Annotated in this window: 15 protein-coding genes; 9 read left to right on the top strand and 6 right to left on the bottom strand. The window is 73.6% G+C overall.

The window, feature by feature from the left end:
- Nucleotide 1 precedes the first annotated feature (1 nt).
- Nucleotides 2-1,222 carry a threonine ammonia-lyase gene (ilvA, locus tag ACNAW0_RS01305; protein WP_416285775.1) on the top strand — a complete coding sequence of 407 codons (1,221 nt, stop codon included), beginning with the start codon at nt 2-4 and terminating at the stop codon, nt 1,220-1,222.
- Nucleotides 1,223-1,330: 108 nt separating this feature from the next.
- Here ilvA and ACNAW0_RS01310 read toward each other — a convergent pair whose 3' ends face one another.
- From ACNAW0_RS01310 to ACNAW0_RS01320, 3 genes are all read right to left on the bottom strand, one after another.
- Nucleotides 1,331-2,647 (bottom strand): acyltransferase family protein, encoded by a 1,317-nt coding sequence (locus ACNAW0_RS01310; RefSeq protein WP_416285776.1) that lies wholly within the window; start codon nt 2,645-2,647, stop codon nt 1,331-1,333.
- Nucleotides 2,648-2,778: 131 nt separating this feature from the next.
- A complete protein-coding gene (gene greA / locus ACNAW0_RS01315; protein WP_416285777.1) occupies nt 2,779-3,279 on the bottom strand; it encodes a transcription elongation factor GreA in 501 nt (166 codons plus the stop codon).
- Between the two features lie 144 nt (nt 3,280-3,423).
- Nucleotides 3,424-3,858 carry a DUF4307 domain-containing protein gene (locus ACNAW0_RS01320; protein WP_416285778.1) on the bottom strand — a complete coding sequence of 145 codons (435 nt, stop codon included), beginning with the start codon at nt 3,856-3,858 and terminating at the stop codon, nt 3,424-3,426.
- 212 nt (nt 3,859-4,070) lie between these two features.
- On the opposite strand from ACNAW0_RS01320, the gene mca reads away from it, so the two are divergent.
- The 4 genes from mca (at nt 4,071) to ACNAW0_RS01340 (ending at nt 10,067) form a co-directional block, all read left to right on the top strand.
- A complete protein-coding gene (gene mca / locus ACNAW0_RS01325) occupies nt 4,071-4,952 on the top strand; it encodes a mycothiol conjugate amidase Mca (protein ID WP_416285779.1) in 882 nt (293 codons plus the stop codon).
- 48 nt (nt 4,953-5,000) lie between these two features.
- A complete protein-coding gene (locus ACNAW0_RS01330; protein ID WP_416285780.1) occupies nt 5,001-5,294 on the top strand; it encodes a hypothetical protein in 294 nt (97 codons plus the stop codon).
- Nucleotides 5,295-5,525: 231 nt separating this feature from the next.
- Nucleotides 5,526-8,006: a putative bifunctional diguanylate cyclase/phosphodiesterase gene (locus ACNAW0_RS01335; RefSeq protein ID WP_416285861.1), complete on the top strand. Its 2,481-nt coding sequence runs from the start codon at nt 5,526-5,528 to the stop codon at nt 8,004-8,006.
- Between the two features lie 24 nt (nt 8,007-8,030).
- Nucleotides 8,031-10,067 (top strand): thioredoxin domain-containing protein, encoded by a 2,037-nt coding sequence (locus ACNAW0_RS01340; protein ID WP_416285781.1) that lies wholly within the window; start codon nt 8,031-8,033, stop codon nt 10,065-10,067.
- Nucleotides 10,068-10,078: 11 nt separating this feature from the next.
- On the opposite strand, the gene ACNAW0_RS01345 is transcribed toward ACNAW0_RS01340, so the two are convergent.
- Entirely contained in the window at nt 10,079-10,729 is a 651-nt protein-coding gene (locus tag ACNAW0_RS01345) for a pyridoxine/pyridoxamine 5'-phosphate oxidase (RefSeq protein ID WP_416285782.1), read from the bottom strand.
- A 126-nt stretch (nt 10,730-10,855) separates the two neighbouring features.
- Here ACNAW0_RS01345 and ACNAW0_RS01350 point away from each other — a divergent pair, with 126 nt between their 5' ends.
- From ACNAW0_RS01350 to purE, 3 genes are all read left to right on the top strand, one after another.
- Nucleotides 10,856-11,329, top strand: coding sequence for a hypothetical protein (locus ACNAW0_RS01350; RefSeq protein ID WP_416285783.1), 474 nt, complete (start codon nt 10,856-10,858; stop codon nt 11,327-11,329).
- A 100-nt stretch (nt 11,330-11,429) separates the two neighbouring features.
- The gene (locus ACNAW0_RS01355; RefSeq protein WP_416285784.1) at nt 11,430-12,590 is read left to right on the top strand and encodes a 5-(carboxyamino)imidazole ribonucleotide synthase; all 1,161 of its coding nucleotides are present in this window, start codon (nt 11,430-11,432) and stop codon (nt 12,588-12,590) included.
- Nucleotides 12,587-13,078, top strand: a complete 492-nt coding sequence (gene purE / locus ACNAW0_RS01360) for a 5-(carboxyamino)imidazole ribonucleotide mutase (protein WP_416285785.1) — start codon at nt 12,587-12,589, stop codon at nt 13,076-13,078. Before ACNAW0_RS01355 ends, purE begins: the two co-directional genes overlap by 4 nt.
- Nucleotides 13,079-13,093: 15 nt before the next feature.
- Here the strand turns inward: purE and ACNAW0_RS01365 are convergent, their stop codons facing one another.
- Both ACNAW0_RS01365 and ACNAW0_RS01370 read right to left on the bottom strand, forming a co-directional pair.
- The gene (locus tag ACNAW0_RS01365; protein ID WP_416285786.1) at nt 13,094-17,992 is read right to left on the bottom strand and encodes an SCO7613 C-terminal domain-containing membrane protein; all 4,899 of its coding nucleotides are present in this window, start codon (nt 17,990-17,992) and stop codon (nt 13,094-13,096) included.
- A gap of 178 nt (nt 17,993-18,170) precedes the next feature.
- On the bottom strand, nt 18,171-19,598 hold the full coding sequence (locus ACNAW0_RS01370; protein WP_416285787.1) for a UDP-glucose dehydrogenase family protein: 1,428 nt from the start codon (nt 19,596-19,598) through the stop codon (nt 18,171-18,173).
- Between the two features lie 245 nt (nt 19,599-19,843).
- Here ACNAW0_RS01370 and ACNAW0_RS01375 point away from each other — a divergent pair, with 245 nt between their 5' ends.
- On the top strand, nt 19,844-21,007 hold the full coding sequence (locus ACNAW0_RS01375) for an acyl-CoA dehydrogenase family protein (protein WP_416285788.1): 1,164 nt from the start codon (nt 19,844-19,846) through the stop codon (nt 21,005-21,007).
- The last annotated feature ends 74 nt before the right edge of the window (nt 21,008-21,081 follow it).

Genomic DNA, 21,081 nt, shown 5'->3' on the forward strand with positions numbered 1-21,081 from the left:
CATGACGGAACTGGTCGGTCTCGCCGACGTACGAGCCGCGCGGGAACTGCTCGCCGGCGTCACCCGCACCACCCCGCTGGAACCCTCCCGGCCGCTCAGCGCCGTGCTGGGCGGGCCGGCGTGGCTGAAATGCGAGAACGTGCAACGCGCCGGGTCGTACAAGGTGCGCGGGGCGTACGTGCGGATCTCCCGGCTCTCGGCCGAGGAGCGGGAACGCGGCGTGGTCGCGGCGAGCGCCGGCAACCACGCGCAGGGGGTGGCCCTCGCCGCCGGCCTGGTCGGCACCCACGCCACGGTCTTCATGCCGGTCAACGCGCCGCTACCGAAGGTGGCCGCCACCAAGGGGTACGGCGCCACCATCGAGCTGGTCGGCAACACCGTGGACGAGTCGCTGGTCGCGGCGCAGACCTTCGCCGAGCGGACCGGGGCGGTGTTCATCCACCCGTTCGACCACCCGGACGTCATCGCCGGCCAGGGCACGGTGGCGTTGGAGATCCTCGAACAGTGTCCGGACGTGAAGACCATCATCACCGGGGTGGGCGGCGGTGGCCTGATCTCCGGCATGGCGGTGGCGGCCAAGGCGCTGCGTCCCGACGTACGAGTGATCGGAGTGCAGGCCGCGAGCGCCGCCGCCTTCCCGCCCTCGCTCATGGCCGGCGCGCCGGTACGCCTGCCGTCGTTCTCGACCATCGCCGACGGCATCGCCGTGGGCCGTCCCGGCGAGCTGACCTTCACCCACGTCCGCAAGCTGGTCGACGAGATCGTCACCGTGTCGGAGGAGGACATCTCCCGGGCGCTGCTGATGCTGCTGGAGCGCGGCAAGCAGGTGGTGGAGCCGGCCGGTGCGGTCGGGGTGGCCGCGCTGCTGGCCGGGGCGGTCGAGGTGCAGGCGCCGGTGGTGGCCGTGCTCTCCGGCGGGAACATCGACCCGCTGCTCATGCTCCGGGTGATCGAGCACGGTCTCGCGGCGGCCGGCCGCTACCTGCGGGTCACCGTGCGGTGCTCGGACCGGCCGGGTCAGCTCGCCTCGTTGCTGCACGAGATCGCCGAGCACCGGGCCAACGTGGTCGACGTGGAACACCAGCGGGCCAACCCGCGCCTGAGCCTCGGTGAGGTGGAGGTGGCGCTGTCGGTGGAGACGCGCGGCGTGGAGCACTCGGACACGCTGATCAGCGCCCTGCGGGCCAGCGGCTACCAGGTGGTGTTCGCCGGCGAGGGGTGACCGGTCACCGGGCCGCCGGCTCGCGACGAGACAGGCCACCACGACGGCAACGGGCTCCTGGCCGGAGTGGCCGGGAGCCCGTTGGTGCCCTCTTCTGCCGGAAGCGGATCAGCCGCCGCTGTGCGGAGCGTCGGCCAGTTCCCTTTCCAAGTGCGGTGCGGGCGCGGGTTGTTGGGATCCCGGAGCCGGCAACGGCCTGAGCGGTGCACGCTCCTCGCGGGCGCTGGCCGCCTGCTCGCGCCCGTCGCGCCACCGCCGCAGCCAACCGGGTACCGGAAGGGTGCGGTCCTTGAGGCTCATCGCGGGGCGCTCCACCAGGTGCCAGGAGGGCACCGCCAACACCAGCGTGCCGAGCAGCGACAACAGCACGTAGACGGGCATCCCGTAGCGGGTGCCGCCCACCAGCGCGATCAGTTGCTGCGCCGGCCAGCCGTAGATGTAGATGCCGTACGAGTAGTCGCGCTTGCGGCCGACGTTCTGCAGCCGGCCCGGGAGCGCGACGGCCAGGTAGAGCAGGAGGTAGACGAACGCGGGCAGCCCGATGGTGTGGAAGCCGCCATGCCACAGGGTGAGCGCCATGACGACGCCGGCCGCCGCGGCCACTGCCCCGTGCATCGGGAGGCGGTGGCGGTACAGCCGGGCCGCCGCCCCGAGCAGGAACGCGAAGCCGAGATAGATCACGTGACGGATCTGGAACGTGCCGAGCAGGGGGAGTGGCCCGATCGTCCCCCGCCCCGGCGGCTCGATGGTCCACTCCTTCGCGTGGAGCAGGTCGGCGAGCATGAAGGCGTAGCAGACCGCGGCGAGCAGCAGCACCGCCCGGGGAGCCTTGCGCAGCACCGCGGTGACCATCAGGGCGGCGACCAGCGCGTAGCACATCAGCTCGTACTTGAGACTCCACAGCGAGCCGTCGAAGGCGGTGGGACTGCCGCCGAACGACTGGCCGTACGGCCCCTCGGTGAGCAGGTTGGAGATCCGGTACTGGGTCATCGCGGCGAACCAGTTGCTCGTGATGTAGTCGAACGGTCCGAGCGGATGGTGCCAGAAACCGTCGAGGCTGCCTCTCTCGTAGAGCGCGACGACCGGTGCGATCACCAGTGCGGTCACCAGGAGGCAGACCCAGAGCCCGGGGAAGATACGCAGGATACGGTGCCACGTGTAGCGACCGGCGGTGAACCGCAGGCCGCTGCCGGTGATGAGGAAGCCGGAGAGCACGAAGAATCCGAAGACCGCCAGGTTCCCGAGGTCGGTCTGGCCTCCCGTGCCGCCCCGGCCGGGCTGGTCGAGGCCCAAGCCGAGTGGCCACGCGTGACCGACGACGACGGCGGAGGCCAGCACCAGGCGGATCAGTCCGAGGGCGTTGTGTCGTGAGGAGAAGCGCTCCTCAAGCGTCGGCAGGCGACGGCCCGCCCATGGTGTCGTCACGGAGACTCCCCAGGTGATTGCGGGTCGGTACCCGTGGCACCCTAGCTGCCATTACCTGCGAAGAAAAGTTTGTGACGGTTGGCACCATTTTCCCGCGACACGTGATGAGGGAGGGCGGGCCGTGCCTCGGGTCAGCCGGAGAACGGCTCGAACTTGACGACCGTCACCTTGATGTCGGCGCCGCTGGGCGCCGTGTAGGTGTAGGCCTGGCCGGCCTTGCCGCCCAGGATCGCCGTGCCGAGGGCGGACTCGGGGCTGTAGACGGTCAGGTCGGTGGTGGAGGCGATCTCCCGGGAGCCGAGCAGGAAGGTCTCCGTGTCGTCGGCGTCGTCGTCGAAGTAGATCGTGACGACCATGCCGGGCGCCACCGCGTCGACGGTCGGCGCCTCGCCGACCTTGGCCGTGCGGAGCAGTTCCTTCAGGTAGAGGATCCGGCCCTCCGCCTTGCCCTGCTCCTCGCGGGCGGCGTGGTAGCCACCGTTCTCCCGCAGGTCGCCCTCCTCGCGCCGAGCGTTGATCTCGGCGGCGATGACCGGCCGGTTGGCGATCAACTCGTCGAGCTCGGCCTGCAGGCGGTCGTATGCGTCCTGGGACAGCCAGGTGGCGGGCGCCTCGTGGTCATTGGTGGACACAGGCGATCTCCTCGGTCGGGCGGACTGGCTGACAGGTGAAACTACTAAGCTACCAGTGCGGGGCACCTCCGGGTGTGCTCGATCAACCGGGGGCCGGCGGCAGCACCCCGGATACCCGTTCCCGCAGCTCACACGCGGTCGCGCTCAGGCAGCCGGCCGGCAGCGCAGCACCTCGCCGATGAACGGGCGGGCGGTGGTGGGCACCTCACGCCGGGCGGTGACTTGCCGCTCGCCGGCGCCGGCGGTCACCGTGACCTCGGCGTGGCCCACCTCGGCGCCGTCGTGGGAGCGGGCCCGTAGTAGGCAGGTCGCCGAGCCGCCAGGCGGCACGGTGACTCGGAAGTCGACCACCACCCGGGAGTCGGTGATGCCGGTGTAGGTGATCACGTCGGCCCGGTATTCCGGGTCGCCGTACTGGGTGTAGAGCTTCGCGGCCGCCAGGCCCAGGACCGCCAGCAGGACGGCCGCCAGCAGCGCCCGCAGGGCAGGACGGCGGCGCCCCGGCTCTCGTCGTCGGCCGTAGCGGCCGGGCGGGAAGACCAGCGCACCCGGTGCGACTGTGGCGTGCGTCTCGCTCACCGGCGGGTATCTCCTGGCGTTGTTGTCGGCAGCATCGGCAAGAATGGCAGAGTCCATCTTCCCAGCCCGGCGCTGAGCCAAGGATGGCAGGTCGGCCCCGCCGCCGACCGGCCGGCACGGGGGCTTTCGCGGGCGCGGGGGAGGATTCCGGCAGGTCAGCCGGTTGGTCCCGGGCGGGCCCGGCCGGCGGGCACAGACGAGGAGCGCCGAAGGTGGCAGAACAGCTGCGTCTCATGGCCGTGCACGCCCATCCCGACGACGAGTCGAGCAAGGGCGCCGCGACCATGGCGAAATACATCGCCGAGGGGGTGGATGTCCTGGTCGTCACCTGCACCGGCGGCGAGCGGGGCAGCGTCCTCAACCCGAAGATGGACCGGCCGGACGTCTGGGCCAACATCGGCGAGATCCGCCGCGCCGAGATGGACGCGGCCCGGGCGATCCTCGGCATTGAGCAGGCCTGGCTCGGCTTCGTCGACTCCGGGTTGCCCGAAGGCGACCCGCTGCCGCCGCTGCCCGAGGGCTGCTTCGCCCTCCAGGACGTGGAGGTCGCCGCCGCCCCCCTGGTGCGGCTGATGCGGCAGTTCCGCCCGCACGTCGTCACCACCTACGACGAGGAGGGCGGCTACCCGCACCCGGACCACATCATGACCCACCAGGTGAGCGTCGCCGCCTTCGAGGCCGCCGGCGACCCGGAGCGCCACCCGGAGCTGGGTGAGCCGTGGCAGCCGCTGAAGCTCTACTACGACGTCGGCTTCTCCAAGGGCAAGATCATGGCCCTGCACGAGGCCATGCTCGCCGCCGGTCTCGAGTCGCCGTACCCGGACTGGATCAAGCGCTGGGACGAGCGCCCCGACAAGGGCGCCCGGATCACCACCCGGGTCGGGTGCGCGGAATATTTCCCGGTCCGCGACGACGCCCTGCGCGCCCACGCCACGCAGATCGATCCGGACGGCTTCTGGTTCCAGGTGCCGATGGAGTTGCAGCAGCGCGCGTGGCCGACCGAGGATTTCCAGCTCGCCCGCTCGCTGGTGGACAGCCCGTTTCCGGAGTCCGACCTCTTCGCCGGGGTCCGCGAGACGTGCCATGCCCGCTGACCCCTCGGCGGGCTACGCTGGTCGGCAACCGCACATCGGAGGAACACCATGCTGACCACCGCCCAGGTGCTCGCCCAGAACAACTTCGGTGACACGCGCACGGGTGGTCTGGCCGGCCCGATGGGCCTCTTCCTCATCGTGCTGCTGGCCACCGCCACCATCCTGCTGATCCGCAACATGAACGCCCGGCTGCGCCGGCTGCCGGACCGGTTCCCGCAGCAGCCCGGTCCGGCCGACGGGGACCGGGCCGAGGCGACGGTCGTCGATCCGGCGGACGGGACCGCGCCGCAGGAATCATCCACGAACACTCCCAACGGCTCCCAGCAGCGCCGGAACGGGTAATCGGCGCGTGAATCACGCGGAAGCCGGTGGCCGACCCCTGTTGCGGCCACCGGCTTTGGCTTAGCCTTCCGCCGGGGGACCACAAGTCCTCGAGCCGTGCGCGGGAGGGGGCGTCGCGATGTCCGTGGCAGCAGTGGCCACCCGCCGTGCCCGCGGACCATCGGCCGACAGGGTGGGTCCGTGAGCCCCGGCAGGGACGGCCAACTCTTCGATCGGCTGGGCCTCCGCAATATGCCGACCGGAGTGCTCCTGCTGACCTTCGCCGTCGGGGTCACCGCCCTGCTGGCCGCCGTGCTCGGTCTGACCGTCACGGTTTCCCTCCCGCCCGACGACCCGCTGCCGGCTTCCGCCCGGTTCGGTGTCGCGGTCGCCGCGTTCGCCGTCGCCCACCTCGCCCGCCTACGCTTCCGGACCGCGTCCGGGATGGTCAGCATCACCTGGGGCGAGGCCGCACTCATCGTCTGCCTCTATCTCGTGCCGGCCGGCTGGCTGCCGGCCGCGGCCCTGCTCGGCACCGGGGCCGCCTGGACCGCGATGTCCCTGCTCGCCGACCGCCGGCCCGCGCTGGAACTGATCCGGATCACCGGATCGCTGACCGCGGCCACCGCGCTCGCCGCGGCGGTCGCGAGCGCGCTCGGCCGGCCGATGCTGGCGGCGCCGACCCCCGAGCTCGCTCTCGCGCTGATCGCCGGCTCGGTGACCTACCTGCTCACCACCGCCTGGCTCGGCGGCGCCACGCTGGCGCTGCGGCACGGCGTCCCGATCGGACTACCGCTGCTCGCCGCGCTCCGCGGCAAGCTGCTCATGTTCGTCGGCAACGTGGCCGTCGGCCTGGTGGTGGTCACGCTGCTGGAACTCGACGTCCGCTGGCTGTTGCTCCTCCCGCCGCCGCTCTGGCTGCTCCAGCAGACCTACCGGCACCGGCTCCGGGCCGACCAGGAGCGGCGCACCTGGCGGGCCTTCGCCGAGGCCACCGCCGCGCTCAACCAGCTCGACGAGCGGGGCGTGGCGATCGCCGCGGTGAGCGGGGCACTCGCCCTCTTCGGCGCCGAGCTGGTCGAGGTGGACGTCGCCCGGGGCGACGGCCGGTGGCGGCGCTACCGGGGCGACAACGGCGGCCAGGTACGTGATCGGGAGGTGGCGTCGCCGGCGCGTACCGAGCCGAGCGAGCAGGAGCTGATCCGGCCGCTGACCGTGGGGAGTGTCGAGGTCGGCCAGTTGCGGGTCCACTTTCCCCGGTCCGCCCCGCCGTCCACACGGGAACGGGACGCGGTCGCCGCCTTCGGTGACGCCCTGGCCGCCGCCCTGCACGACGCCGCGACCCACCGTGAGCTGCGGCTGGTCACCGCCCGGTCGTCGTACGAGGCGGTGCACGACCAGCTCACCGGGCTGCTCAACCGGGCGGCCATGCTCACCAAGGGCGACCAGGCGCTGCGGCAGCGCGCCCACGACCACCCGGTGGCGCTGCTGCTGCTCGACATCAACCAGTTCAAGGAGGTCAACGACACGCTGGGGCACGCGGCCGGCGACCAACTGCTGCGGCTGGCCGGGAACCGGCTGGCCGCCCTGGCGCGCCCGGGCGACCTGCTCGGGCGGCTCGGCGGCGACGAGTTCGCCCTGCTGCTGACCGCGGTCCCGCTGGTCGACGACCGGGCCGCTCCCCTGACGTACGCGCTGCGGCAGGCCCGGGAGATCACCGAGCGGCTCGCCGCGCCGACGGAGGTGGCGGGCGTACGGATGTCCGTCGAGGTGTCGGTCGGGGTGGTGGTCGCCGAGGCGGGCACCGCCGACCTGACCGAGCTGCTGCGCCGCGCGGACATCGCCATGTACCAGGCGAAGGAGGGCGGCGGCAGCGTCGCCGCGTACGACAGTTCCCGGGACGCGGCGAGCACCGACCACCTGGCGCTGCTCGCGGAGCTGCGGGAGGCCCTGGCGGCCGACGACCAGCTGGTGCTGGCGTTGCAGCCGGCGGTGGACCTGGCCACCGGCGCCCCGACCGGGGTGGAGGCGCTGATCCGCTGGCGGCACCCGCGGCGGGGCTGGCTCGGCCCGGCCGACTTCATCCGCCCGGTGGAGAACAGCGAGCAGCTCGGCTGCTTCACCCGGTACGTGCTGGACAAGGCGCTGGCGGTGGCCGCCGAGTGGGCCCGGGCGGGGTTGGACCTGCCGATCTCGGTGAACCTCTCGGCGCGCAGCCTGCTCGACCCGCGGCTGCCGGCGGAGATCGGCGAGGCGCTGCGCCGGCATCAGGTGCCGCCGCGCCGGCTGGTCCTGGAGATCACCGAGACGGTGGTGATGAGCGAGCTGGAGGTCATCGACGAGGTGCTCGCCACCCTGCGGTCGATGGGGGTGCAGCTCGCCGTCGACGATTTCGGGACCGGGTTCTCGTCGTTGACCTTCCTGACCCGGATCGCCGTCGACGAGCTGAAGGTCGACCGCTCCTTCGTGATCCGGATGGCCGACTCGCCGGAGGCGGCGGCGATCGTCCGGACCACCGTCGGGCTCGCCCACGAGCTGGGGCTGCGGGTGGTGGCCGAGGGGGTGGAGACCGCCGAGCAGCGGACCGCCCTGGCAGAGCTGGGCTGCACCGCCGCCCAGGGTTACCACTTCTTCAAGCCGATGCCGGCGGACAAGATCGGCGCGGTGCTGGGGTCGCTGATGGACGCCGCCCGCCGCAACGTCTACCCGCTGCGCGCTGACGGCGCGTCCTGACGCCACGCTCGATATGGTCGTCGGGTGAACCGACTCGCCGACGCCACGTCCCCCTACCTGCTGCAGCACGCCGACAACCCGGTCGACTGGTGGCCCTGGTGCGAGGAGGCGTTCGCCGAGGCGAAGCGGCGAGACGTCCCGGTGCTCATCTCGGTCGGGTACGCGGCCTGCCACTGGTGTCACGTGATGGCGCACGAGTCGTTCGAGAACGAGGGCGTCGCCCAGCTCATGAACGACGACTTCGTCTCGATCAAGGTGGACCGGGAGGAGCGGCCGGACGTCGACGCCGTCTACATGACCGCCACCCAGGCGATGACCGGCCAGGGCGGCTGGCCGATGACGGTCTTCGCCACCCCGGACGGCACCCCCTTCTTCGCCGGCACGTACTTCCCGCGGCCGAACTTCATCCGCCTGCTCGGGTCCGTCGCCACCGCCTGGCGGGACCAGCGGGAGGCCGTCCTGCGCCAGGGCGCCGCCGTGGTCGAGGCGATCGGCGGTGCCCAGGCCGTGGGCGGCCTCACCGCCCCGCTCACCGCCGACCTGCTCGACGCTGCCGCCGCGCAGCTTGCCCAGGAGTACGACGAGACGAACGGCGGCTTCGGCGGGGCGCCGAAGTTCCCGCCGCACATGAACCTGCTCTTCCTGCTCCGGCACCACCAGCGCACCGGCTCGGCCCGGAGCCTGGAGATCGTCCGGCACACCTGCGAGGCGATGGCCCGGGGCGGCCTGTACGACCAGCTCGCCGGTGGGTTCGCCCGCTACTCGGTGGACGGCCACTGGACCGTGCCGCACTTCGAGAAGATGCTTTACGACAACGCACTGCTGCTGCGGGTCTACACCCAGCTCTGGCGGCTCACCGGGGACCGGCTGGCCCGGCGGGTGGCCCGGGACACCGCCCGGTTCCTGGCCGACGAGCTGCACCGGCCGGGTGAGGGCTTCGCGTCCGCGCTGGACGCGGACACCCAGGGCGTCGAGGGCCTCACCTACGTCTGGACCCCGGCGCAGCTGGTCGAGGCGTTGGGCGAGGAGGACGGCCGCTGGGCCGCCGACCTGTTCGGCGTGACCGAGTCCGGCACCTTCGAGCACGGCACGAGTGTGCTGCGGCTGGCGCGGGACGTGGACGACGCCGACCCGGAGATCCGGGCCCGCTGGCAGGGCGTGGTGGGGCGGCTGCTCGCCGCCCGGGACACCCGCCCGCAGCCGGCCCGCGACGACAAGGTGGTGGCCGCCTGGAACGGTCTGGCGATCACCGCGATCGCCGAGTTCCAGCAGGTCGCCGCGCTCTACGCGTCCCCCGACGACGAGGACGCCAACCTGATGGAGGGCGTCGTCATCGTGTCCGACGGCGCGATGCGGGACGCCGCCGAGCACCTGGCGGACGCGCACGTCGTGGATGGCAGGCTGCGCCGGGTCTCCCGGGACAAGGTGGTCGGCGAGCCAGCCGGCGTGCTGGAGGACTACGGCTCCGTGGCCGAGGCGTTCTGCGCGCTGCACCAGCTCACCGGCGAGGGGCGCTGGCTGGCGTTGGCCGGTCAGCTCCTCGAGGTGGCGCTGGCCCGGTTCGCCGCGCCGGACGGCGGCTTCTACGACACCGCAGACGACGCGGAGCGGCTGGTCACCCGGCCGGCGGACCCGACCGACAACGCCACGCCCGCCGGCCGGTCGGCGATCGTCGCGGCGCTGGTCGCGTACGCGGCGTTGAGCGGGGAGACCCGCCACCGGGAGGCCGCCGAGGCGACCCTGTCGACGGTCGCGCCGATCGTCGGCCGGCACGCCCGGTTCACCGGGTACGCGGCCACCGTCGGCGAGGCGCTGCTCTCCGGGCCGTACGAGATCGCGGTGGTGACCGACGACCCGGTGGGCGACCCGCTGGTGGCGGCGGCCCATCGCCACGCCCCGCCCGGCGCGGTCGTGGTGGCGGGCCGCACCGACCAGCCGGGGGTGCCGCTGCTGGCCGAGCGGCCGGCGCTGGACGGGCGCTCCACCGCGTACGTCTGCCGGGGGTTCGTCTGCGACCGGCCGGTCGCCTCCGTGGACGACCTGGTTGCGCAGCTTCGCTGACCTGGGGCCGGTCACGGCCAGAGCAGCCCGCGCTCCCAGCCGTCCGCCGTGCGGCGGTAGCGCAGCCGCACGTGCCGGCGCTCCCGGTCGGCCTGCCAGAACTCCACCGTCTCGGGCCGCACCAGGTAGACCGTGTGTGACTCCGCGACGAGTTCCGGGTCGGCGGCGACCCGTTCCTGGACGCGGGCGAACTCGGCGTCGAGGGCCGACCGGTCGGGGAGCGGTTCGCTCTGCCGGCCGGCCAGCGTGGCGACCCGGGAGCCGACCGGCCGGGCCAGGAAGTCCCGCCGGGAGACCTCGACGCCGGCCGGCTGCGCGGCGCCGCGGACCCGGACCTGCCGGCCCAGCTCGCGCCAGTGGAAGCTCAGGGCGATCCGCGGGTTGTCGGCGATCTGCCGGCCCTTGGCGCTCGTCGCGGTGGTGGCGAAGTGCCATCCTTCGTCGTCGAGGTCCTTGAGGATGACCACCCGCGCGTCGGGTGCGCCGTCGGCGTCCACGGTCGAGACGGTCATCGCGTGCGGCTCGTCCACGCCTGCGGTGGCCGCTGCGTCGAACCAGAGGGCGAAGAGGGCATTCGGCGTACCGGGCACGTCGGTGGGGTCGAAGGATGGCATCTGGTGCGCCAGCACCGGGAGTGCGCGCAGCGTCTCGCGGATCGTCATGACGTGATCATGTCAATCCGCTGGCTGTAGTGGGTCCGACAGGTTGGCGAACCCGCTTGACATCCCATTGTGTCAGGTCGCAGGATGGTGGTATCGACCTGTCAAAGTGGGATGTCGGGGGGTGTCATGCGTACCGTTCTCGTCGTGGTCCACGCCGTCAGCGGCACCGTCGGGCTGCTGCTCGCCCTGCCCGTGCTGCTCGCGCCGAAGCGGCGCGGCCGGCACACCCTCCTCGGCCGGGTCTACGTGGGGGCCGCCACCGGCCTGGGCCTCAGCGCCTTCGGTCTCTTCGCCTTCGACCCGGCCCGGCTGTGGGGGCTGGCCCTGCTGGGTGCGCTCACCCTCGGCTGGCTGGTCGGCGGCCTCTGGTTCGCCCGCCGCCGTCCGGCGGTGACGGGCGGTCGTGGCTGGCGGGCCTGGCACATCAACATGATGGGCAGCACGCTGATCGCCTTCGTCACCGGTTTCGCCGTTCAGACGACCGACGGCAACCTCGTCGCCTGGTTCGCGCCCACGGTGATCGGCTCGCTGCTGGTCGCCCGGGCCACCGCTCGGGAGGCGGCCCGGCAGCGCCGGATCTTGGTAACCGACGGACGCTGAGTCGGCGTGGCTGACCAGTGCCGGCCGTACGCCGATGCGGTGGGCCCGAGACAGCCCGGCGGGTGGACCCCGACACCCGCCCGGATAGGCTGGCTGCGTTATGGATTCCCGTACCGGACTGCCTGTCGTCGGCATGGTGGGCGGAGGCCAGCTGGCCCGGATGACCCACCAGGCCGCCATCGCCCTCGGCCAGTCGCTGCGCGTGCTCGCGCTCGCCCCGGACGACGGCGCGGCCCTGGTCGCGGCCGACGTCCAGTACGGCGACCACACCGACCTCGCCGCCCTGCGCACCTTTGCCAAGGGCTGCGACGTGGTCACCTTCGACCACGAGCACGTGCCCTCCGCGCACATCCGCACCCTCGCCGACGAGGGCGTGAAGCTCTTCCCGCCGGCCGAGGCGCTGCGGCACGCGCAGGACAAGCGGGTGATGCGCGAGCGGCTCGGCGAGCTGGGTGCGCCGAACCCGGCCTGGCGTCCGGTGGAGGACCCGACCGACCTGGTCGCCTTCGGCGAGGAGGTCGGCTGGCCCGTGGTGCTGAAGGCGGCCCGGGGCGGCTACGACGGCCGGGGTGTCTGGCTGGTGGACGACGCCGCCCAGGCCGGCGAGCTGGCCGCGACTTTGCTCACCGGGGGCACCCCGCTGATCGTGGAGGAGCGGGTGGCGCTGCGCCGGGAGCTGGCCGTGCAGGTGGCCCGCTCGCCGTTCGGGCAGGTCGCCGCTTATCCGGTGGTGGAGACGGTGCAGCGGGCCGGCATCTGCGTCGAGGTGCTCGTCCCGGCGCCGGGCCTGCCCGAGGAACTGGCGGTCGCCGCCCAGCAGCTCGCGATCGACCTGGCCACCGCGCTCGGCGTGGTCGGCCTCCTCGCCGTGGAGCTGTTCGAAACCGCCAACGGCCTCGTGGTCAACGAGCTGGCCATGCGGCCGCACAACTCGGGGCACTGGACCATCGAGGGTGCCCGTACCTCGCAGTTCGAGCAGCACCTGCGGGCCGTGCTCGACTACCCGATGGGGGACACCTCGCTCACCGCGCCGGTCGTGGTGATGGCCAACGTGCTGGGCGGCGAGCCGGGCGGGATGCCCATCGACGAGCGGCTGCACCACCTGTTCGCCGCCGAACCCGGGGCAAAGGTCCACCTGTACGGCAAGCAGGTGCGACCCGGCCGCAAGATCGGGCACGTCACGGTGCTCGGGCAGGACCTGGACGAGGTACGGGCCAGGGCGGCGCGCGCCGCCCGCTGGCTGCGGGAGGGACGCGGGTGAGCACCGTCGGGCTGATCATGGGCAGCGACTCGGACTGGCCGACCATGAACGCCGCCGCCGAGGCGCTCGACGAGTTCGAGGTGACGTACGAGGTCGGCGTGGTGTCTGCGCACCGCACGCCGGTCAAGATGATCGACTACGGCCGGTCCGCCGCCGACCGGGGGCTCAAGGTGATCATCGCCGGCGCGGGTGGAGCGGCTCACCTGCCCGGCATGGTCGCCGCCGTCACCCCGCTGCCGGTGATCGGCGTGCCGGTGCCGCTCAGACATCTCGACGGGATGGACTCGCTGCTCTCCATCGTGCAGATGCCGGCCGGCGTGCCGGTGGCCACCGTGTCGATCGGCAACGCCCGCAACGCCGGCCTGCTCGCCGTCCGGATCCTGGCCGCCTCGGACCTGGCCCTGCGCGCACGGATGGCCGACTTTCAGCAGAGCCTGGAGAACCTGGTGGCCGAGAAGGACGCCGCCCTCCGCGCCGCCCTGCCCTGATCGACCGCGCCCGTTTCATCTCAGGGCGCGCAGGGCGGTCTGCAACCGCTCCTGGGCTCGGCGGCGGCGCTCGTTGCTGGCACCGAGCGCCAGCAGGATGATGCCGACCGGGATCAGCACCAGCCACGGGCCGAGGCTGATCAAGGCGTGCAACGCGGCCACCGCGGTGACCGTGGCCCCGACGATGACCGGTGCCTGCTGCCGGCTCATCGAGCCGAAGATCAGCACCGCCACGGCGCCGAGCAGCAGCAGGACCTGCCGCAGCATGCTGGTGTCGGTGGCCAGCACGATCGCCAGCGTCGGCAGGAACGCGGCGACCAGCGCCGGCCCGTACGCCACCCAGCTCGACTGGTCCGGCCGGTGCCGCAGCTCCAGCAACCCCACCAGCAGGGCGAGCGCGGCGAACGGGAGGGTGTACGCCTCGGGCAGCGCCACATCGGCCACCCGCATCAAAATCCACCAGGCGCTGATCTCGCAGCCCACCACCGACCAGAACAGGATCCGTCGCTCCACCGGCCGGCGGCCCGGGCGGCCGGCCGCCACCCCGAGGACGGCACCCCAGGCGGCCAGGAGCGCGGCGATGTGCCGGGGTGAGTCGTACGCCAGGGCCAGCGCGATGAGCGCGGCCGCGTACCCGCTCCACTCCACGGTGGCCGCCTCCCGGTAGGCCTCCGGGCGACGCAGCCGGGGGAGGGTGGCGGCGAAGACCTGGAGCGCCGCCCCGACCGCCAGCACCCCGAACGCCGACCAGACCGCGGCGAGCCCGGCGACCAGACCGAGGGTGAGTACGAACAGCTCGGCCATCAGTGAGGCGAACAGCCAGCCGAGGATGCGGGCGCGCTGGGTGGTGCCGAAGAGCGCGGCGACCACGCCCACGGCGACCGCGCCGCCCAGGGTGAACAGGGTCAGCTGGCGGGTGGCGAGGCTGCCGGCCAGCCCGGCGCCCCCGGCGGCCAGCCCGATCGCGAAGACCAACACCCGCGTGACCCGCAGCGAACGGGCCGGCTCGACCATCGGCGGGGGCGGGGTCAGTGCCAGCCCCAGCATGGCGAGGGTGAAGACCGCCAGCCCGGCCAGTGCGCTGTCCGGCCAGCCTCGGCCGAGGGCCACCGGCGTGATCAGCAGGGTGACCGCCGCGCCGGGCAGCACCACCGGGACGGCCCGGGAGCGTCGGCCCCCGCTGAAGCCGGTGGCGGCGAGCGAGGCCGCCGCGGTGAGCAGCAGCGCGGTCAGCACGTGGGTGGGATCGACGGCCTCGGCGGGCGGGGTGAGCAGTTCGGGCGGTGCGCCCTGCCAGATCCGTGGCAGCACCTGGAACGGCTCGACCAGCGCCACCAGCAGCGGCGGGGCCAGGCTGATCAGGGCCAGCGCGGTCGGCAGCACCGCCGCGGCGAGCGCCCCCGCGGCCGGGCTGACCCGCCAGCGTAGCTCGGTGCCGTCGTCCGGCAGCCGGCGCAGCGCCCCGTCGAGCAGCCCCGACCAGCGGCGTACCGGTCGGGCCGAGCCGACCGGCGGAGTGGTGGCGGCCCGGACCAGCTCCGCGAGCACGCCGAGCAGCGCCGCCGCGGCGGCGTACACCCCGGAGGGCAGGTGGGCGATCACCGCGGCGGCCGCGCTGATGGTCGCGCCGCCCACCACGGCCACGCTCGCGTAGGGAAGGTACTGCGGCACCTGCCGGCGGACCGCTGCCACCACGGCGAGGCCGATGCTGGACGCGGCCAGCGCGGCGGTGAGCACCACCTGCGGTGCGCGGCCGAACTCGACGGCCAGCGCGGCGACCGCCCCGGGCAGGGCGAGCAGCGCGGCACCCGTCGCCGCGCCACCGATCTGCACCAGGTGTGGCGGCAGCCCCTCGGTACGGACGTCCTCGACGAGCACCGGCGCGAGCATCCGGGCCAGGGCGGCCACCACCACGCCGATCAGCGCGATGCTGCCCAGCGCCAGCGCGGTGGTCCACGGGCGGACCAGCCCGGCGCCGGCCGCGTGCAGGGCGACCACCCCGGCCACGGTGGCCCGGGACAGGGCGGCGCGGGGGTCCACCGTGGCCGCCGCCGCCATCCCGAAGACCGTGGCGACCGTGGCGCCCACCAGCACCGGCGTCCACCAGGGCAGGCCGAAGGCGGCCGGGGTGCCGATGGTGGCGAGCACGGCGGCCGCCCCGGCGACGTCGTACTTCCAGGGCGGTGGCAGCAGGATGCCGGCGGCCACCGCAAGCAGCGCCAGCGCGACGGGTGCCTGCCAGGCCGACCCGCCGGTGGGCGCGGCCGGCCAGCCGCTCAGGTCGCCGGCCCAGATCGGACCGGGGGTGGCCAGGACGCCGACCCCGCCGCGTAGCGCGCTCCAGCCGGCGATCAGGCCGACCAGCGTGCCGCCGGCCGCGAGGCCGAGGATCGGACCGCGTCGCCACTCGTCGGGCATCGCGCGGGCGGCGACGGCGATCACCAGCACCAGCCCGGCCGCCACCACGAGCTGACCGCCGGGCGCGAGGACGGCGGCGATCCGGGCCAGGGTGGCGATGAGCGCCGCCGTGGTGGCGGCGAGTGCGAGGTCCGACCCGTCCAGCGACCGGTCGGAGCGGCGGCCCGCGTCGACCCGTGGGGCCAGCGCCAGGAGCGCGGCGGCGAGCAGCAGCAGCCCGCCCACCCAGGCGTCGGCCGCGGTGGTGCCGGGCGCGCCGAACCCGGCCGCGGCGACCGCCACCGCGCCGAGCACGGTGCCGATCGCGTGCGGCGCGGAGAGGTGTCGCTGCGCCACCTGGACGAGGGCGGCGTAGCCGAGGGTGACGCAGACGCCGAGGAAGCTCGCCGCGAGGATCGGGACGGTGACCTCGCGCAGGCTCGCCGGGGTGGGGGTCGGGTCGACCGGCACGGTCGCGGCGACGAAGGCGGCCACCGCTCCGGGCAACGCGAACGCCGCCCCGCCGGCCGCCCAGCCGCAGACCGTGTCGGCGGCCGTAGCGGCGATCCGGACTCGGGGCGCCAGCGACACCAGCGCGCCGGCCAGGACGAGGGTGGTCAGCGCGGCGGCGGTGAGCGCCGGCCTGGCGAGCGAGGCGCCGGCACCGAGCACGCCCAGCCCGGCGGCGGTGACGGCGTGGATCACGGCGGAGCGTCTGGTGCCCGCGGTGAGCCCGTGCACGCCGATCCCCACCGCGGTCAGCAGCATCGGCCAGCAGGCGGCCGCCCAACCCAGCCCGAGGGAGGCCGGCACGGCGAGCGCGGTCAGCGCCGCTCCGACCACCGCGAATTCGCGCCGGATCTCCGGCGGCAGGGCGACCACCGCGGCGATTGTGAGCAGCAGCGCGCTCGCCGCGAGTTGCCAGCCGGTCGGCCCGACCGCCGCGGCCAGCTCGGCGTGCCACCGGTCCAGCTCCGCCGACCAGGCGGGCAGCGCCGCGCGGACCGGCGCCAGCCCGGCGCGCAGCGCGCCGCCGGCCACCACCAGCCCGCTGACAGTCAGCGCCACGGCCGAGGCGAGCTGCGGCCCGCGCCGGGCCCCCTCGGGTACGCCTCGGACGGCGAACCCGGTCAGCGCGATGACCGCGGCGATGAGCAGCAGCGACCGGCCGGGGAAGGCGACCGAGGCGACCCGGCCCAGCGCGCCGATCACCGCGAGGGCGACGATGCCGGCGCCCACGTCGGGCAGCGGGGGCCGGCGTAGCACGAGGGCCCCGGCCAGCCCGACCAGCGCGGCGAGCAGTAGCACCGCACCCGCGCCGGCGGCGACCGGGACCGTGGCGGCGCGCAGCAGCGCGGTGACCGCGTACGCCAGGGCGACGGCGACCGCCGCGCCGTGCAGCGTCCAGGTCAGCTCGGGCAGCCAGGGCACCGGACGAGCCGGTGGGGCGGCCGGGCCGTCTCCGGCCGGCTCCGCGCCCAGCACCTCCGCGGACTCCTCGGGGTCCATCTCGGGTCGGCCGTCTGCGGTGCGCTGTCGGGGCGGGGTGGGTGCCGCCGGTGGGATGGGCAGGTCCCGGCGGACCGGCCGCTCGACGACCACCGCCGAGCGGGCCAGGGCGAGGTCGACGACGGCCACCACGGCCAGCGCCAGCGCCCAGCCGGCCGGCTGGGTGATCCGGTCGTACGCCAGCAGCGGCAGCACCGGTTGGGCGGCCAGCACGGTGGCGAAGCGCGGCGCACGCAGCCCGGTCCAGTGCGCGTACCCGAAAGCGACGACGGTGGTGACCAGGAAGATCGATCCGGCGAAGGCCGAGCCGGAGGCCCCGCCGATCCGGTCCACGGCCCAGAGCGCGTACCCGGCGAGCGGCACCAGCAGCAGGCCCACCGCGGCGATCGTCTCGGCGGTCGAGGTGAGCCCCCGGCGGGCCAGCACCGGCGGGGCGAGCAGCATCAACACCGTCGCCACCAACAGCACACCGAGCCGGGCCAGCGCGTCCATCGAACTGGTGGCGACCGCGGCGAAGACCACCGCGGCGACGCCGAGCAGCAGGGCGCCGAGCCCGAGGGGAATGTTCTGCACCTCCCGGGAGGACGCCTCCGGCGGGTGCTCCGGGGCGTCCACGTCGAGCCATGGGGGCCTGCCCGGGGGCGGAAGGTCGTCGGGGCTCGGCGGCGGGGTGCCCTGACGTGGCACTCGCGGCGGGGCACCGGCGCTGGCCGTCGGCGGGCGGCGGGTGGGCCGTCGGCGCAGCACCCGACGCGGCCGGGTGCCCTGCTTCTGCCGTCTCTCATCGGCGTGCGCGAGGATGTCCCGTTGGAAGAGCGCGGCCTGCATCTTGGCGGCGATCTGCCGCTGTTCGCGGGCGATCTCGGCGTCGCGCGCCTTCATCTCCGCAATCGAGCGCTCGATCTCCGCGAGGTGATCGGCCCGCTGTGGCTGGTCGGCGCCGCAGTGCGGGCAGACGACGGCCGGCTTGATCTCCCGCCCGCACGAGGCGCACCTGAAGTCCTGCACGACACCCCTCCGTCCGGCCGGCCCGCACTGTGGACCACCCTCGCAGCATGCCTTGGCGGGGCGCGGATTTCGACCGTTGCCGGCGCGTTCCGGGGTGACAAAAAATCGGCCGGCCGCGGAGCGGATCCACGGCCGGCCGGTTGCTGGTTCCGGCTCGCCGAGCCGGAGTGGCGCTGGGTCAGGGGCGGCCCATGCCGCGGTACGCCCAGCCGGCCTGGGTCCACAGTGTGGAGTCCAGGCAGTTGCGGCCGTCGACCACCCGGCGGCCGTTGACCAGTTCGCCGAGGGCGACCGGGTCGGCGTTGCGGAACTCGGCCCATTCGGTGAGGACGCAGACCAGGTCGGCGCCGCGTACGGCGTCGTTCATGGTCTGCTCGTACGTCAGCTCGGGCACCGCCCGGCGGGCGTTTTCCATGCCCTGTGGGTCGAACACGTGCACGTCGGCGCCGGCCTTGCCGAGCAGCGAGGCGACGGCGAGGGCCGGGGCGTCTCGCACGTCGTCGGTGTTCGGCTTGAACGTGGCCCCGAGCACGGCGATCCGGGTGCCGGAGAGGTCCGGCCCGGCCGGGCCCGAGCGACGGTCGAGCAGGTCGGCGGCGAGCTGCACGACCCGGGTACGCCGGCGCTGGTTTATCAGGTCGACCTCGTGCAGGAAGCGCAGTGCCTCGCCGGCGCCGAGTTCCTGGGCGCGGGCCTGGAACGCGCGGATGTCCTTGGGCAGGCAGGCGCCGCCGAAGCCGAGGCCGGCCTGCAGGAAGCGGTTGCCGATGCGGGGGTCGTACCCGATGGAGCGGGCCAGCTGGGTGACGTCGCCGCCGGCGGCCTCGCAGACCTCGGCCATCGCGTTGATGAAAGAGATCTTGGTGGCCAGGAAGGCGTTCGCGGCGACCTTGACCAGTTCGGCGGTGGCGAAGTCGGTGACCACCAGCGGCACCTCGCGGTCCTCGGTGGCGGCCAGGTCGAAGACGCCTTTGTGGGCGGCGTAGAGCATGCCGTTGGCCCACTCGCTCTTGACGCCGACCACGATCCGGTTGGGGCGCAGCACGTCGTCGACGGCGAAGCCCTCCTGGAGGAACTCGGGGCTCCACGCCACCTCGACGCCCAGGTCGGCGGGGGTGTGCTTGCCGACCAGCTGCTCCACCCAGTCGGCGGTGCCCACCGGGACGGTGGACTTGCCGACGATCAGCGCCTTGCGGGTCAGGTGCTGGGCCAGGCTGGTCACCGACGCCTCGACGTACGACAGGTCGGCACCCATGCCGTCGGCCCGCTGCGGGGTGCCGACGCAGATGAAGTGCACGTCGCCGAAGTCTGCGGTCTCGGCGATGTCGGTGCTGAACCGCAGCCGGCCGGCGGTCAGGTTGCGCCGCAGCAGCTCGTCCAGGCCGGGCTCGTGGATCGGCACCTCGCCCGCGTTCAGCTTGGCGATCTTGTCCGCGTCGACGTCGTAGCCGAGCACCTCGTAGCCAAGCTCCGCGTAGCAGATCGCGTACGTCGAACCAAGGTAGCCGGTGCCGAGGAAGGTCACCCGGGGCCGGGCCGCGCCCGAGGGCGGGGTCACCGCAGCGATGGCCGGCACCGGCTTGGTGTTCGGGTACGGGATCGTCACGCCTGTATCTCCGCTCGCACTGGCGGCGCTTCCTTGCGTCGCAATCTGCTGCGGCGCCTGGCCGGGCACCGGTGGGGGACCTTGCTGTGGTTCTGTGGTCGCCGCTCGGCTCCAACGCCCATCATGCACGAGCCTACGCGGCGGTAAGGAGCACCGGTTCCTCGGTCGCTATCCTTCACTCTGTGCGGCCGGCGGCATCACGGGGCTCGGACTGCGCATTTTAGCGGTGAAGGGGAGGGGCCGACATGGCCGCAGAGCAGTCATTCGACGTCTACCGATTGCCGGAGGAGCACGAGGCGGTCCGCGAAGCGGTTCGTGAGGTCTGTGCGGCGAAGGTGGCTCCGCACGCCGCTGAGGCGGATGAGACCGGTGAGTTCCCCAAGGCGTCGTACGACGCGCTGCGCGCCGCCGACTTCCACGCCCCGCACATCCCCGTCGAGTACGGCGGTGCCGGCGCGGACGCGCTGGCGACGGCCATCGTGATCGAGGAGGTGGCCCGGGCCTGCGCCGCCTCCTCGCTGATCCCGGCGGTGAACAAGCTGGGCACCATGCCGCTGCTCCTGGCCGGCTCGGAGGAGCTGAAGCGGAAGTATCTGACCCCGGTCGCCACCGGCGAGGCGATGTTCTCGTACTGCCTCTCGGAGCCGGAGGCGGGCAGCGACGCGGCCTCGATGACCACGAAGGCCGTCCGGGACGGCGATCACTGGGTGCTCAACGGCGTGAAGCGGTGGATCACCAATGCGGGCGTCTCGGAGTACTACACCGTCTTCGCTGTGACGGATCCCACAGCGCGGTCCAAGGGTATCTCGGCCTTCGTGGTGGAGAAGTCCGACGCCGGGGTCAGCTTCGGCGCGCCGGAGAAGAAGCTCGGCATCAAGGGCTCGCCCACCCGCGAGGTCTACTTCGACAACGTCCGGATCCCGGCGGACCGCATGATCGGCGCCGAGGGCACCGGCTTCGCGACCGCGCTGCGCACCCTGGACCACACCCGGGTCACCATCGCCGCGCAGGCGGTCGGCATCGCGCAGGGCGCGCTGGACTACGCCAAGGGGTACGTCCAGGAGCGCAAGCAGTTCGGCAAGCCCGTCGCCGACTTCCAGGGCGTCCAGTTCATGCTCGCCGACATGGGCATGAAGCTGGAGGCGGCCCGGCAGCTCACGTACACCGCCGCCGGAAAGTCCGAGCGGGGCGACGCGGACCTGACCTACTTCGGCGCCGCCGCGAAGTGCTTCGCCTCGGACGCCGCCATGGAGATCACCACCGACGCCGTGCAGCTGCTCGGCGGGTACGGCTACACCCGCGACTACCCGGTCGAGCGGATGATGCGGGACGCCAAGATCACCCAGATCTACGAGGGCACCAACCAGGTGCAGCGCATCGTCATGGCGCGCCAGCTCCTCAAGGGCTGACCCGAACCACGACGATCGGGCGGGCGGGCCGGAGTTCCGGCCCGCCCGCGGTCGTCAACGGTCTCGGTGGTGCC

It is taken from the genome of Micromonospora sp. SL1-18 (assembly GCF_047921505.1).
Lineage (GTDB): Bacteria > Actinomycetota > Actinomycetes > Mycobacteriales > Micromonosporaceae > Micromonospora.